Annotated in this window: 14 protein-coding genes; 4 read left to right on the top strand and 10 right to left on the bottom strand. The window is 47.5% G+C overall.

Translation table 11 applies throughout. The annotated features are described in order from the left end of the window. Positions 1-10: 10 nt before the first annotated feature. The 7 genes from mraY to mraZ are packed head-to-tail and all read right to left on the bottom strand — an operon-like array spanning position 11 to position 7,419. The gene (gene mraY, locus V1467_RS16795; protein WP_416306124.1) at positions 11-1,093 is read right to left on the bottom strand and encodes a phospho-N-acetylmuramoyl-pentapeptide-transferase; all 1,083 of its coding nucleotides are present in this window, start codon (positions 1,091-1,093) and stop codon (positions 11-13) included. Next, complete coding sequence (locus V1467_RS16800) at positions 1,087-2,487, bottom strand: UDP-N-acetylmuramoyl-tripeptide--D-alanyl-D-alanine ligase (RefSeq protein ID WP_416306125.1); 1,401 nt, start codon at positions 2,485-2,487, stop codon at positions 1,087-1,089. Before V1467_RS16800 ends, mraY begins: the two co-directional genes overlap by 7 nt. Further along, complete coding sequence (murE, locus tag V1467_RS16805; protein WP_416306126.1) at positions 2,484-3,974, bottom strand: UDP-N-acetylmuramoyl-L-alanyl-D-glutamate--2,6-diaminopimelate ligase; 1,491 nt, start codon at positions 3,972-3,974, stop codon at positions 2,484-2,486. The genes V1467_RS16800 and murE overlap by 4 nt, the downstream gene beginning before the upstream one ends. Then, positions 3,964-5,709, bottom strand: a complete 1,746-nt coding sequence (locus V1467_RS16810; RefSeq protein ID WP_416306127.1) for a peptidoglycan D,D-transpeptidase FtsI family protein — start codon at positions 5,707-5,709, stop codon at positions 3,964-3,966. Before V1467_RS16810 ends, murE begins: the two co-directional genes overlap by 11 nt. Continuing rightward, on the bottom strand, positions 5,706-6,026 hold the full coding sequence (gene ftsL / locus V1467_RS16815) for a cell division protein FtsL (RefSeq protein ID WP_416306128.1): 321 nt from the start codon (positions 6,024-6,026) through the stop codon (positions 5,706-5,708). The genes V1467_RS16810 and ftsL overlap by 4 nt, the downstream gene beginning before the upstream one ends. Further along, a complete protein-coding gene (gene rsmH / locus V1467_RS16820) occupies positions 6,023-6,961 on the bottom strand; it encodes a 16S rRNA (cytosine(1402)-N(4))-methyltransferase RsmH (protein ID WP_416306129.1) in 939 nt (312 codons plus the stop codon). The genes ftsL and rsmH overlap by 4 nt, the downstream gene beginning before the upstream one ends. Next, positions 6,961-7,419, bottom strand: a complete 459-nt coding sequence (gene mraZ / locus V1467_RS16825; protein ID WP_416306130.1) for a division/cell wall cluster transcriptional repressor MraZ — start codon at positions 7,417-7,419, stop codon at positions 6,961-6,963. The genes rsmH and mraZ overlap by 1 nt, the downstream gene beginning before the upstream one ends. A 385-nt stretch (positions 7,420-7,804) precedes the next feature. Between mraZ and trhA the strand changes: the two genes are divergently transcribed. Together trhA and V1467_RS16835 are read left to right on the top strand one after the other, a co-directional pair. Beyond that, positions 7,805-8,443 (top strand): PAQR family membrane homeostasis protein TrhA, encoded by a 639-nt coding sequence (gene trhA / locus V1467_RS16830; protein ID WP_416306131.1) that lies wholly within the window; start codon positions 7,805-7,807, stop codon positions 8,441-8,443. A gap of 115 nt (positions 8,444-8,558) precedes the next feature. Next, the gene (locus V1467_RS16835; RefSeq protein ID WP_416306132.1) at positions 8,559-8,723 is read left to right on the top strand and encodes a hypothetical protein; all 165 of its coding nucleotides are present in this window, start codon (positions 8,559-8,561) and stop codon (positions 8,721-8,723) included. 39 nt (positions 8,724-8,762) lie between these two features. Here the strand turns inward: V1467_RS16835 and V1467_RS16840 are convergent, their stop codons facing one another. The 3 genes from V1467_RS16840 to V1467_RS16850 form a co-directional block, all read right to left on the bottom strand. After that, positions 8,763-9,767 carry an isoaspartyl peptidase/L-asparaginase family protein gene (locus V1467_RS16840; protein WP_416306133.1) on the bottom strand — a complete coding sequence of 335 codons (1,005 nt, stop codon included), beginning with the start codon at positions 9,765-9,767 and terminating at the stop codon, positions 8,763-8,765. A gap of 24 nt (positions 9,768-9,791) precedes the next feature. Beyond that, entirely contained in the window at positions 9,792-11,270 is a 1,479-nt protein-coding gene (locus tag V1467_RS16845; protein ID WP_416306134.1) for a M20 family peptidase, read from the bottom strand. Positions 11,271-11,360: 90 nt separating this feature from the next. After that, a complete protein-coding gene (locus tag V1467_RS16850) occupies positions 11,361-12,191 on the bottom strand; it encodes a hypothetical protein (protein ID WP_416306135.1) in 831 nt (276 codons plus the stop codon). A 199-nt stretch (positions 12,192-12,390) separates the two neighbouring features. Between V1467_RS16850 and V1467_RS16855 the strand changes: the two genes are divergently transcribed. Both V1467_RS16855 and V1467_RS16860 read left to right on the top strand, forming a co-directional pair. Further along, positions 12,391-13,737 (top strand): sigma-54-dependent transcriptional regulator, encoded by a 1,347-nt coding sequence (locus tag V1467_RS16855; protein WP_416306136.1) that lies wholly within the window; start codon positions 12,391-12,393, stop codon positions 13,735-13,737. Then, positions 13,718-14,986 carry a sensor histidine kinase gene (locus V1467_RS16860; RefSeq protein WP_416306137.1) on the top strand — a complete coding sequence of 423 codons (1,269 nt, stop codon included), beginning with the start codon at positions 13,718-13,720 and terminating at the stop codon, positions 14,984-14,986. The genes V1467_RS16855 and V1467_RS16860 overlap by 20 nt, the downstream gene beginning before the upstream one ends. Positions 14,987-15,085 lie beyond the last annotated feature (99 nt).

Here is a 15,085-nt window from a genome sequence, read left to right on the forward strand (position 1 = left end):
TGTCGTTCTATTACCTTAACTTCAAGGTGGCTAAACCCACCAATACCAACATGATGGAAATGATCCAGAAGCGCACAATCACTCGCGGCTCCGGCCAACCTTTTAATTCGTAATGGTGATGAATCGGTGCCATGCGGAAAATTCGCTGACCACGTAATTTGTACGATCCTACTTGTAAAATTACCGATAGCGCCTCGATCACAAACACGCCACCCATAATAAATAACACCAGTTCCTGTCTAACCAATACAGCGATAATACCCAGCGCACCACCCAGTGCCAGCGAGCCGACATCGCCCATAAAAACCATCGCCGGATAAGTGTTAAACCACAGAAAGCCCAATCCGGCCCCAACAATTGCAGTACACACCACCACCAGCTCACTGCTAAGGGCGATATAGGGAATATTCAGATAAGCGGAGAAATTAATATTACCGGTGACATAGGCAAAGATCGCAAAAGCACCGGCCACCAGAATAGTCGGCACGATTGCCAAACCATCCAGGCCATCCGTCAGATTGACTGCGTTACTGGTTCCCACCAACACAAAGTAGGTAAGGACGATATACATTAGTCCCAGCTGCGGCATCACTTCTTTAAAGAACGGCACTAACAATGCAGTTTCTGCCGGATGCTGACTGGAGCTGTACAAAAACAATGCGACACCGATTGCCACAGCCGATAACCAGAAATATTTCCAGCGCGCGATTAAGCCTTTTGAATCCTTGCGGATCACTTTGCGGTAGTCATCCACAAAACCAATAATGCCGTAACTGACAATCACGAATAGTGTAGTGAGCACATAACGGTTAGATAAGTTTGCCCACAATAGCGTGCTACTTACAATGGCGGCCAGAATTAATACGCCACCCATGGTCGGCGTTCCTGATTTGGCCAAGTGCGATTCAGGCCCGTCATCACGTACCATTTGCCCAATCTGCAATTTTTGCAGCCAGCGGATCATCAGCGGCCCCATGAAAACCGAAATCCCGAGCGCCGTTAAGGTGCTCAGGATGGCTCTTAATGTCAGGTAGGAAAAGACATTAAATCCGGGGTCGAATTGCTGTAGCCAGGAGGCAAGCCAGATCAGCATGCTATGGGCTCCTGGTGATGTTCAAGCTTTCCCACAGAGGATACCTCGATTGCTTCAACGACCCATTCCATCCGGGCACTGCGTGATCCTTTAACCAGAATACTGATGTCCTGATGTTCACTTGCCACTTGTGTTTCCAGATGCTCGATCAATGACTCGATGCTGCTGAAATGGCATCCATTGCCATTAAAAACCGTACTGGCGTGCTGGCTTAGCACACCCAGGGTATAAAGATTGTCCAAACCATGTTGTTTGGCGTATTCACCAACCTGCTCATGATAGAAACGAGCTTTTTCACCCAGTTCGCCCATATCACCTAATATCAGTATGCGACGACCACTGTAGCTGGAAAGCAAATCAATAGCGGCTTTCACCGAGGATACATTGGCATTATAAGTATCATCAATTAATCTGACTTGATTTGTCAGGGCTTTAACATTCAACCGGCCCTTGACCTGTTGCATGTTCTCCAAACCCAGTTGTACATCTTCCAGACTAGCGCCTACGGACATCGCTAGGGCTGCTGCAGTAAGTGCATTGGCGACATTATGCATACCGGGGGTGACCAGATTGATAAAAGCGGTACCTTGCGGAGTCTGCATTTCAAAACTGGCGCAACCGTCAACTTGCAGTTGGGCATTACGGGCAGAGAAATCAAATCCCGGTCTTAGCGAGAAACGCTGCACATTGCTCAAATGGTTAAGTTTACCTGCCCAGAAATCATGAAACTGGCTATCGGCATTTAAAATAGCAACGCCTTTATCACCCAGGCCATTAAATATCTCACTTTTTGCTCTGGCGACTCCCAAAAGGCTACCGAAGCCTTGTAAATGGGCCGCAGAAGCGTTGAGTATGGTGGCCACATCAGGCTTAACCAGCTCAGTGGTGTAGGCGATTTCGCCCAGATGATTGGCACCCAGCTCGATTACTGCATACTTATGCTTCTTTTTAAGGCGCAGCAGAGTTAATGGCACACCAATATCGTTATTAAAATTACCTTTGGTGGCCAACACTTTACCTTTACGTTCCAGTATCGAGGCGACCATTTCCTTTACCGTGGTTTTGCCACTGCTGCCGGTAATCGCAATAGTTTTAGGGGCTACGTTGGCCTTCACCGCTGCACCCAGTCGCCCTAACGCAGTGCGTGTGTCGGTGACCTTAATCTGTGGCAGGGCACTTTCAACAGGTTCGGATACTATCAACGCCGAAGCGCCGAGCTGTTCCGCCGTGTGAATAAATTTATGACCATTGAAATTAGGTCCCGTCAGTGCAATAAACAAGTCACCAGGCTGGATTGTCCGGGTGTCAGTACTGACCCCCTTTATTTTTTTATCTTCGCCACAGAGCTCGCCCTGCAATTGATCTGCCACCCAATTGAGTGAAACTGAGATCATTGCTCTATCCCCTCTAATAGTTGTTGTACATAGTGTCTTTCATCGTATGGCAACCGCTGGTCACCGATGACTTGATAATCTTCATGCCCCTTACCTGCCAACAGAATCAAATCCTGTTTATTGGCCTGCTTCATTAAGGTTTGAATGGCTTTTTTTCTATCTAGTTCAATCTGAATTTTTTGTGGCTGCTGACAACCAGCTAAAATATCTTCCGCAATTTGTTGGGCGGATTCGGAGCGACTATTGTCATTAGTGATCAACACATGATCGGCAAAACGTTCAGCCATTTCGCCCATCAAAGGGCGTTTGCCCTTGTCGCGATCACCACCACAACCAAACATGCACCACAATTCGCCCGTACAATGCTTGCGCAAAGCGACAAGAGCTTGATGTAAAGCGTCGGGGGTATGTGCATAGTCCACCACCAGCGGGGCATAGTTTGTACTGCTGAAAATTTCCATCCGCCCGGCAATCGACTTGAGCTGTGGCGCTACCAGTTCAATTTGTTCAAGTGTCATTCCCAGGCACAACTGCGCACTGATAGCGGCCAGCAAGTTCTGTACATTGAAATGACCGAGCAAACCGCTTTCTATTTTTGCGTTACCCCATGAAGACTCAAGCTCGATAGTGCACCCTGACTGGTGATAGTCCACAGAAGTAGCGATACAGTATTGACAGGACGGATGTTTGACGGTGTTAAAGCCGAACATTACCACCTGAACATTGTCAGGACATTGCTGTAACCACTGCTCTGACTGGACATCATCCTGATTCAGGACGGTAAACTTCAACCCTGGCTGTTTGAGTAATAAACGCTTGGCAGCCGCATAATTGGCCATACTGCCGTGATAATCCAGATGGTCGCGGGTTAAATTGGTAAATACCGCCACATCGGTTTTTAAACTTGCCAGACGATGTTGAACCAGCGCATGAGAAGAAGTTTCCAGTGCCACAGTTCTGGCACCCTGTAGCTGCATTTTTGCTAGCGCTTTTTGAATACTGATGGCATCAGGCGTGGTATTAATATTCGGTGTTAATTGATCAACTAAACCCGTACCCAAGGTGCCGATTGTGCCCGCCTGATCTCCACACAAAAAGCTAAGCTGGGCACATAATTGTGCTGTAGAGGTTTTACCATTGGTTCCTGTCACCGCAATGATATTCAGCTTATCCGCAGGATTATCATAAAAACACACAGCAATCGCACTAAGCTTTTGCGATAACTGGTAAAAGTGCACTATCAGCGAATGCTCACGCATGCTGATTTCGCCATGCTGATATTGCTGCTCAGCCTCGGCAATAATCACCTTAGCGCCCAGACTGATAGCCTGGGGGATAAAATCGCGGCCATCTAAATCATGTCCAGGTACGGCAACAAAAGCTTTATGGATACTAACTTGTCTGCTGTCGAGTACCAGTTCATCAAATTCGATGGAGGGTGCATCAATCCCGAAGGGAGCCAGCAACGTGGTTAAGTTAGCTGTCATGACGGGCGCCTCCATGCATCGCAATCAAAGAGGAAACCGGTTTGTCATCAGGTGCAATATTCAGCAGTTGCAGCGCACCAGCCATTATCTCGGAAAAAACCGGCGCGGCAGTGTCGCCGCCGTAGTACAAGTCCCCGCCTGGTTCATCGATTAACACCACCACGGCGATTTGCGGATCGGACACCGGTGCGATTCCGGCAAATAAGTTGACGTATTCTTCACCATAACCACCAGCTATAGCCTTGCGGCTGGTGCCGGTTTTGCCCGCCACCCTGTAGCCCGGCACTCTAGCTTTTGGTGCAGTACCATCGTCATCCAACACATGCTCCATCATGGCGGTAATGGCACGGGCATATTGTTCGGACAACACCCGCTCACCGGCTGGCACTTCGCCTTTAACAATGCTCAACGGCCGCTTAATGCCACCATTGCCGATAATGCTGTACATACGGGCTAGTTGCAGGGGCGTTACTGTCAGGTTGTAACCGAAAGACAGCGAAGCCAACTCATGTTTGGACCAGCGACTGCGATCGTGGAAAATACCGCTGCTTTCGCCAATTAAATTAGTGCCGGTATCGCCGACTAAGCCCATTTCGTAATACATATCAATTAAATGGGTTTTAGGTACCGATAGCGCCAGCTTGGAGGTACCCATATTACTGGAATGCTTGATAATGCCTTCCAGAGTTAATTTGCCATAGCTATGTGAATCTTTAACAATTGCGCCACCCAGGCGCATCCAGCCGGGAGAGGTATCGATAATGGTGGTTAAATCGGCTGAACCAAACTCCAGCGCGCTTAATACCGCAATCGGCTTAATTACTGAGCCGGGTTCAAACGCATCGGTAATTGCCCGGTTACGAATTCGATGTGCCGTCACGCCGCGTCTATTATTCGGATTAAACGAAGGGCCGTTAACCATGGCCAGGATCTCACCCGTATGCACATCCACTACCACGGCAGATGCGGCGGCGGCGTCATAAACCTGTATGGCTTTTTTTATCTCTTTATAGGCCAGTGCTTGCACCCGCTGATCAATGGTCAACTGCAGGTCTTTAGAATCCTCTCCCTGATGCTCAGCCAGTATTTCAACTTGGCGTCCCTTGCCATCACGCCGGATGCGGCGCGTATCAGGTGTGCCATTCAGCCGTTCTTCAAATAGGCGTTCAATCCCTTCAATGCCCACATCATCGATATTGGTAAAACCGATTAACTGGGCAGACACTTCACCTGTAGGGTAGTAACGACGCGATTCGCGACGCAAATACACACCGGGGATATCCAGTTTTTCAACGTATTCGGCCATCGCCGGTGTGACCTGACGCTGAATATACACAAAGCGGCGTTTCTCATCCGAAACGTCACGCATTACCTTACCGGCATCTTCGCCCAGCACTTCGGCCAGCGCATGCCAACGACGTTCGTCTTGCAACGCATTTTTTTGCAATATCACTTTAGGATCGGCCCACACCGCCTGAACCGGCACACTTACAGCTAATTCCTCACCATTACGGTCAGTAATCATACCCCGATGTACTGCGCTGGTGCGGGTACGCAAGGTACGATTATCCCCCTGCTCAATTAACTGATCTGGCGCAATCACTTGAATATAAGCAGCTCTGGCTGCCAAACCGGTAAATACCAGGATGACCACAGCGCTGACCACCATAAAACGCCAGTGCAACAAGCGAGGCTGGGTATTGGTTTTGGCCTGTTTTTTCGACTGATAATTCATTTGACCCTTACCACCACTTCTTCGTCGGCTGAGGGACGGCGCATATTCAGTTGCTTGCGCACTACAGTTTCGATACGGTTGTGCTCGGTTAATACCGATTGCTCGAGGATCAGATGGCGCCATTCCACATCCAGCTGATCCCGCTCCTGCATCAAGGATTCCAGCACAATGGCCAGTTGACGATTGTGGTGGGTACTTAACACCACGCCTGCTGCGCTGAAAATCACCAATGCAAACAGCAAAATCCGCCATGGATGATGCAGCAGATCATTCAAGATCAGACCCGCCAGATTAATTCGTTCCCCGGACTGACTCATAATTTCTCCGCCACTCTGAGAACCGAACTACGCGAACGAGGGTTATCCGCTACTTCCTTGGCTCCGGGCTTAATTGCTTTGCCAACTAATGTCATTGCCTTGCTGGCATTGATCTCGGTATCCGTTACCGGAAAACCGGCCGGATACTGTTTACCCCGGCTTTGTTCACGCATGAAACGTTTGACCATACGGTCTTCCAGCGAATGGAAGCTGATCACCGCCAAACGTCCGCCGGACTTCAGCGAATTCAGGGCGCCTTTAAGCCCGTCACGAATTTCATCCAGTTCACTATTGATATAGATCCGGATCGCCTGAAAACTGCGGGTGGCGGGGTGTTTGAACTTGTCTTTGACCGGGACGGCCTGATCAATTAACGCGGCGAGCTGGTGGGTGTGGGTCAGTGGCAGTTCGTCACGGCTGTTAACAATGGCATGGGCAATACGTTTACCAAATTTTTCTTCGCCAAACTCCTTAATAACTTGAGTAATATCCTGCTCGTCAGCGTACTTCAGCCACTCGGCTGCGCTAATACCTTTTGTGGTATCCATACGCATATCCAGTGGTCCATCACGTAAAAAACTGAAGCCGCGTTCGGCGTCGTCCAGTTGCGGTGACGAGACACCGAGATCCATTAGTATGCCATCAATTTGGCCCTGAATACCGAGAGTGTGGGTAACGGATTCAAGTTCAGAAAAGGGACTGTGGACTATCTTAAAGCGGGGATCTTGCTGTTCGAGTATTTTAGCGGCCTGAATAGCCTGGGGGTCACGATCAACGGCAAACAACCGACCATTATCACCAAGTTGTTGCAAGATTGCGCGCGAATGTCCACCTCGACCAAAGGTCGCATCCAGATAGGTGCCGTCCGCCCTAATAGCCAGAGCCTGTAAAGACTCTGGCAATAGCACCGATTGATGGGCAAATTCGCCGCTCATTAATATGAAAAATCCTGCAATCTTTCGCTAGCTTCAAAATTGGCCAGTTTTTCGGTTTCCTTGTCCTCAGTGACCTGTTTGTGCCATTCATCGGCATCCCACAGTTCAAACTTGTTCATCTGCCCGACTAGCATGATTTGTTTATCTAAACCTGCATGCTGGCGCAGTGGAGAAGACAATAAAAACCGACCATTCTTATCCATATCACCTTCAGTGGCGTAACCTAACAACAAGCGTTGCATGCGACGTTCATGAGGATTCATGCTGGATAACTGACTCAGTTTTAACTCAATTTCTTCCCATTCAGGGAGTGGGTATAGTAGTAGACAGGGTTGTTTTATATCGATTGTGCATACAAGCTGTCCCTGACAATCATCCAGCAGTGTCTGACGATACCGGGTTGGGATCGTTATACGTCCTTTCACGTCCAGATTAATTGCATTAGCGCTGCGGAACATTGCCCTCGCCTATTGAAGTTATTAGATCCACTTTCTACCACTATTACCCACATTTGACAGTTTAGGTACCACCCGACCACCATGTCAAGGGAAAAAGGCCTTAATTTGGGGGTGTCTGCCTGTCGCTAAACCAAGACGTTGTTGAAAGTAGTTGAAATCATTGAGGAACATATTGGAATGCCGATAAATAAAAGCCTGCGGGCTAGAAACGCAAGGGTCTGGCTGATATCGAGAATATGAAACTTTGCGGATTAATTTATGTCGCAGAATCTATTCGTCAATTGAATGCAAAGAGGATTTAAATTGTCATAAACTTTCAGTGTACAGTTGTTCGCTGAAACGATAGTATGCGATTTAATGACTCAATATAGTGAAGACTAAACTGATGAATTCCGTTCCCCAATTACGTTCATACTCCATTGCTGAAGAATGGCTGCATAGCCTGAGCCATGGCATTGGCCTAATTGTGTCCATTGTGGGACTGGTATTTTTATTGATCAATTCTGAAACCGGTGTTGCCATCACCGCATCAGCCATTTATGGCGGTTCGCTAATCCTGATGTTCCTGACATCCACCATTTATCATGCTGTCACCCAACAGCGACTCAAAGGTGTACTGAAATTATTTGATCATAGTGCCATTTATTTATTAATTGCCGGTACTAACACGCCATTTCTGTTGTTAAGCATTGGTGGCTGGTTAGGGGGCTTGGCGACAGCAGCAATTTGGTCACTGGCCCTGTTTGGTGTCACGTTCAAGTGGATTGCCAAAAGCCGCTATCCCAAAATCTCGGTAGCAACCTATCTGGTGATGGGCTGGTTCGCGGTGTTATTAATATATCCACTATACCAGGCTTTACCTGGCGCAGGATTGTGGTTGCTGGTTAGCGGCGGGTTGTGCTTTAGCATTGGTGTGATGTTTTATGTTGCCAAAAAAGTGAAATATACCCATGCGATCTGGCATTTATTTGTGATAGCCGGATGCAGTTGCCACTACTTCTCGATCTTTTATTACGTGATATAACCCTCCTGATCGCCGGTCAGAAAGATCGGCTTGTACTCAAAAGCAGATAGCGTTACCTTAAACTCAATCATCAAGACTGATAAAAACAACAGTTTCCGGACAAAAGGAGCGCATTATGCAAATGGTTAAAAACAATAAAACCGGTGGTTATCTGTTTATCGCCAGTGGAGTGGCTTTCTTTGCGGCTGCGGTGCTGGGTGAGCAACTGGCTTTTTATGGTGTGGGGTTAATGTTTATTATTCTGGGCGGCACTTTTATTCGTAAAGGCGCTTCACAATAATCACCGCCAACGTCCCCGTGTCACGGGGACGTTAATCATTCATTCGACTTCATCACTGTATATTTTAACTGTTACTTTACCCTGGGTATCAATACTGGCCCGATACATACCGGCGGTGTTAAACGGCATCGCGATATTGCCTTTACTGTCGAGAATAATCACCCCGCCATCGCCACCGGCTTTTGCCAGTAATTGACTAATCACTTCATCACCAGCCTCGGCGACCGATTTACCCTGATATTTCACTCTGGCGCATATATCGGCCGCCACATGATAACGAATAAAATACTCGCCATGTCCCGTGGCACTTACCGCACAACTGGCATTATCGGCGTAAGTTCCTGCGCCAATAATAGGTGAGTCACCAATGCGTCCCCAACGTTTGGCTGTCATACCTCCGGTTGAGGTACCCGCCGCCAGATTACCCTGGTTGTCGAGCGCCACCGCCCCCACAGTGCCAAATTTGTAATCAGTCATATCCTGGCTGACTTGCATCGCATGATCATTGTTTAACAGCTTGGCCTTCACCTTGTGCAGCGCCTCACGGCGTCTGTCGGTATCAAAATAACGGTTATCGACCATTTCAAGCTGTTGCTGCTGGGCAAAATGTTCCGCTCCCACTCCGCTTAGCATCACATGCACCGACTTTTCCATCACCGCTTTGGCTGCTGCAATCGGACTTTTAATTCGGCTGACACCGGCTACCGCACCGGCATTCAGGGTTTTGCCCTCCATAATGGAAGCATCCAGTTCATGGGTTTCATCCCAGGTAAACACGGCGCCTTTGCCGGCATTAAATAACGGTGAGTTCTCCATATTCTGAATCGCGGCCACCACGGCATCCAGACTGTTACCGCCTTGTTTAAGAACCGCATAACCTTTTTGCACAGACTCAGCCAGTTTTTGTCGATAGGCCTGTTCGGTTTCTTCTGACATATTGGCTTTTTTAATCGTCCCGGCACCACCATGGATCACGATGGCGATATCCGCCGCCTGCGCGGTTACGCTGAGTAAAAACATCAATACAGCAAAGATTTTTCTCATTATTCTCACTCCTGACCAAACGAGTTAATGGCTGACAACCTGATTCTCTGCCGTTTGCTTTAACAAGGCGTAATAAAACTGGATAGCACGCAAATAATCGGCAACCGGTATTTGCTCATTAATACCATGAAATTGTTTAATACTGATGGGGTCCAGTCCCACCATCATAAAGCGATACACATTATCGGATAACCCGTAATAATATTTGGAATCGGTGCCGCCCTGAACCAGATAGGGCGCGACCAGAATGTCCTTATCCAGTCGACGAATGGTCTGTTCTATCAGCTTAAAACCTAAACTGTCGGTGGGTGATACCCGTGACGGCTCATTACCCATAAAGGAGTCCACTTTGACCCGCGGATCATCAATTGCCCGAATGATATGTTGCTCAATACTGTTAATACTGTCACCGGGCAAAATCCTGAAATTAACCACCGCCGTCGCTTGAGAAGGTAATACATTCGACTTGGAACTGCCTTGCAGCATAGTGGGGGCGATAGTGGTATGAATTCCCGCCGCAGTACTAGGGCTATCCAGCAATACATTTTCCACCACAGGTGATAGCAACCATAAATTGGCCATCGGCAAACGACTACTTAACGGCGTGTAATATCCCACTGCATCAAAGGTCTGCTGGATAAAATCCAGCTTGCTGTCGAACGGGCTATTCTCGACATTGACGATTGCCTGACTCAAAATACCCACTGCTGTGTTTTTCGGCGGTTGGGATGAGTGCCCCCCTTCGGCATCGACGGTCAAGCGGAAGTTAACAAAGCCCTTTTCAGCCACACCCACCATAGCAACGGCAGGCTGAACTCCCGCCATCAGACCTTTGGTCACCGCCCCTCCCTCATCCAGTACAAATTCAAACTGGATATGCTGCTTGGCGAAATAGGCAGCGATCGCTTTGGCCCCCTGCTCTCCGCCTATTTCTTCATCATGCCCAAAGGCCAGATAAATACTACGCTGCGGCTGGAAATCGTTTTTTAACAGTTGCTCGGTTGCCTCCATTAGCGCCATCACTGTTACTTTGTCGTCAATGGTTCCCCGTCCCCAGATCACGTCATCCTGTACCAGGCCGCTAAAAGGAGGCTGGCTCCATTGTGATAGCGTGGAGTCATCCACCGGCACCACATCCATATGACCCATAAATAGCGCCGGTTTCAATTCCGGATTAGTCCCGGGCAGATAATAAACCAGGCTGTAATCATTGATTTTGGTCAGCTCGGCTTGTTGATGCACCAGTGGAAACGCCTGCTGTAAATGGGCATGGAGCTGTTCGAAACGCTGATAATCGACCCTGGCCGGATCGTCATACGAGACGGTGGGGATCTGGATCGCCTCGGCAAACCGGCGAACCGCATTAGTTTCATCCAGTTGAACAGGAACCAGAGGCTGCTTAACCTGATATTGCTTGTCGTTATAAAAGGTAGTAGCGCGGATCAATAAGATTGCAACAAGCGAGACGATAACGAGCAAGATGGCAACGATGATTTTTTTCATTTTTATGGTCACTAAGTTCGGCAACTAGCATAGAGTAGCAACCAGTATAACGTTGTATAACAAAAAGTTACCAGTGGTTCCGGGGGAGGTTTATATTTGTCCTGGCAAAATCACTTTCAGAACACCACCTTTATATAAACCGAGGTAAACAACAACTCCTTGCTGCTCAACACGACTGGTTATACTCCATACCTGCGCCCATAAATCTCTATCCGGAAGGTTATAGGTTTTCCAGCTATTGCCGTTATCCAAGCTAAGCCACAAAGTAAAATCCCGCCCCTCAACAAGATATTGATATCCATCCACCAGCAATGCTCGTAAGGTTTCCATATCATCAATTAATCGTGCCAGATAATTAGCAGAAGCCGGTTCAACGGCAGATTGCTGCCAATAGGTCGTCATCATGGTACGACTAATATAACCATCGTAACCTCTGACGACAGTACTATGGCTATCTGTAAGATAAAAACGCACCGGCTGAGTATCGAACAACAGTTGATCTGTTGTAAAAAAAACCTCGGCAGGACTGTGCCAACCCTGGCTGAGCACCTGCCAGCTTGCTCCCTGATCAACACTTTGCGCAACATAAGCCCGACCATGCTCAGTCACGTTGGCCACCCAGTGAAATGGGTCCGGCACAACAATATGATGAATTTCCCATGTAGCATCGCTAACCCGTTGCCAGTGCTGAGATAAGTCCAGCAGATATAACCCCTGATCGGTACCTGCCAACAAGCCCTGTTCAGTTTGATGAAAGCTATAAATAGTCTTGCCATCTAGCCCGGAAAATACCAATTCCGGCACGGGAACAGCGCCAGCATAAGGCTCACCCACACCGATTTTGCAGCCCGTTATTACCGCTACCAACAACATCACAACGTAATAGAACCTTTGCTGGGCAACGGTTTTCGTTGTGTTCATTGACTATGCCTGCCATCCGGAATATCAGATGATAAGGATAATCAGCCAGCACATAACTAACTGTAAATAGATGTATATTGATGTAATCAAAATCCCTGTTTTAGAGGCTCACCGGTGCGGTTAATCCGTAACTTAATCTGGCCTGTTTGGTCAGTTTTTGTTATTAGTGCCACTTATTTACACAATTTCAACGAAACATATGCAAAGTATATTAGTGATTGATGACAGGGCTGATATCAGAACATCACTCAGGTTTTTGCTCGAAGAACACCAATATCAAGTGACTGAAGCGAATTCACCACAGCAGGCCCAAATAGAAATCCGCCAGCAATTACCCGCATTGATATTACTGGATATGAATTTCACGCTAGATACCGTGTCCGGCCAGGAAGGCATTAATTTTTTACAATGGATGCAAGACGCCGGACACGTCATTCCGGTTATCGCCATGACAGCATGGAGCAATACGCCACTGATCGTCAAAGCCATGCAACTGGGTGCACGGGACTTTATTGATAAACCCTGGAATAACGCGCAATTAATTAACAATATTCAGCGTCAGTTAGAAATATCGGCACTCAGTCAGCAAAACAGCAAACTCACACAACAATTGGAGCAAGGTCGGAAGCAAGGTTATCAATGGCGATCCGCCATAATGCAAACGCTGTTGTCACAATTGTCTACCGTGGCAAAAACTGACGCCAATATATTACTCACCGGTGAAAATGGCACCGGTAAAAGTGAGCTGGCACAGTTTATTCACGAATGTTCCGGAAAGTCCTACAGTTCATTAGTACAGGTGAATATGGGTGCTATCCCCGAAGCCCTGTTTGAAAGTGAAATGTTTGGTCATGTCAAAGGGGCCTTTACCGATGCAAAACAAAAACGTATCGGGCGTTTTGAACTGGCCGATCAGGGCAGCCTATTTTTGGATGAAATTGCCAATATGACCCTGACCCAACAGGCTAAATTACTCAGGGTACTGGAATCCGGTCAATATGAAGCAGTTGGCTCCAGTCATACCCAGAACAGTAACGCGCGGATTATCTCTGCCACTAACTGCGACCTCAATCAGGCTATCGAACAAGGAAATTTTCGGGAAGATCTGTTTTATCGACTTAATACCATGACCTTTGAAGTGCCGGCTTTAAGACAAAGATGTGACGATGTTTTGCCCTTGGCTGGCTATTTTGTTGAACAATTTACCAACAAGTACCATAAAACCGCTATCAAGATTGCCGATGATGCTCGTGATGCCATGCTGGATTACACTTGGCCGGGTAATATCCGCGAGATGAGCCATTTAATGGAACGCGCCGTATTACTCAATCATAACGGAGTGATCAGTGCCACTGATCTGGCAATACCCCCCTCCCGGACAACCAGCGATTTTCCCCTGATGTCACTGGAAAAAGTCGAACAGTTATTGATCAACCGGGCGTTGGGTCAATCCGGCAATAACGTAGCGGATGCCGCAGAAATATTGGGACTAACCAAGTCATCACTTTACCGACGCATGGATAAATATGGACTGGGCAAGAGCTGATTCGCTTGAACGTTATTTAACTCTGCGACTGGGCATACTCTGTCTGGTGATGACTATCACCATGAGTGCGACGGTTTATCTTTTTTTTGACAGTGTTAGCGCAGCAAGCTTTGCCGGGCTAACAGCAGTACTGATCAGTCTCGTACTTATTGCCCAGATAAAGAACACCGTACTGAGCGGATTTAAACGGGCGACTATTCAACTGGATGCTATAGGTGAAGATAATTATAGCCAGTTGGTTAAAGTGCAATTTGGACAGGGCATGGTCAACCAATTCCACAGCCAGTTGAAGGCGTTAAGTATTCAGTTACAAACGCAGAAAAGTCGCTACGACCAGCATGTTTTTCTGGTTTACCAGTTAATTTCCCAGTTGGGTATTCCGGTGCTGGTGTTTAACAATAAACAACAGCTTAGTTACGCTAATGATGCGTCCTTTCAACTGTTTAACCAACCCTGGCAGAGCCTCAAGTTTTCTACCACCAAAGCGTTGGGGCTAAGCAGAGAAACTAAAGACAACGACTGGCAATTTGGCCATGCAGACAAACGTTGGAAAATACGTTCCAGCCAGTTTATTGAAAACGGTGAAACCCAGGAACTGCTGATATTTATTGATATTCAGGCCGAGTTAAAGCAACAACAAATGCAAGCCTGGCAACAAATCGTCAAAGTAATGTCCCATGAAATCCGCAACAGTCTGGCACCAGTGTCTTCATTAGCCCAGTCGTTATCAACGACGGCGACCAGCGAACGGCAACAAACAGCACTAGAAATGATTATTGAGCGTTGCCAGCATCTGCAACATTTTGTGGAAAATTATGCCAGTCTCAGTAAAGGGGTGCAGATCAAGCCGAGCACCTTCGATGCCCGGCACTTCTTTGCTACGCTGATTGATCTCTACCCGGCAATACAGATTACGCTCGATTGTCAGGCGGCTCAAATAACCGCCGATCAGACCTTATTACAACAGGTGTTTATCAATCTGATTAAAAATGCCATTGAGGCAGGTGCCGACAAGATACAACTTGAATACCGATATGTGAACCAACAGCAGCAATTTGATATTCGTGATAACGGCAGTGGTATCCTCAATACCGACAACCTGTTTGTGCCGTTATACACCACAAAAGCATCAGGCCAGGGGATCGGTCTGAGTTTCTGCAAAAATATTGTCGAACAACAAGGCGGCAAGATTGAATTATCAAATAATTCTGGACCTGGCGTAACGGCCAGTCTGTCACTTCCGGGCTAGTATTCGCTCCTATTGAGTATTTTACCGGTTCCGAAAACGAAAATCCGAATTCCGGAATTGGGAATAATTCTGCTTAATCTCGTCTGAAATAAAACTAAC

Source organism: Neptunicella plasticusilytica, from assembly GCF_047922965.1.
GTDB classification, from domain to species: domain Bacteria; phylum Pseudomonadota; class Gammaproteobacteria; order Enterobacterales; family Alteromonadaceae; genus Neptunicella; species Neptunicella plasticusilytica.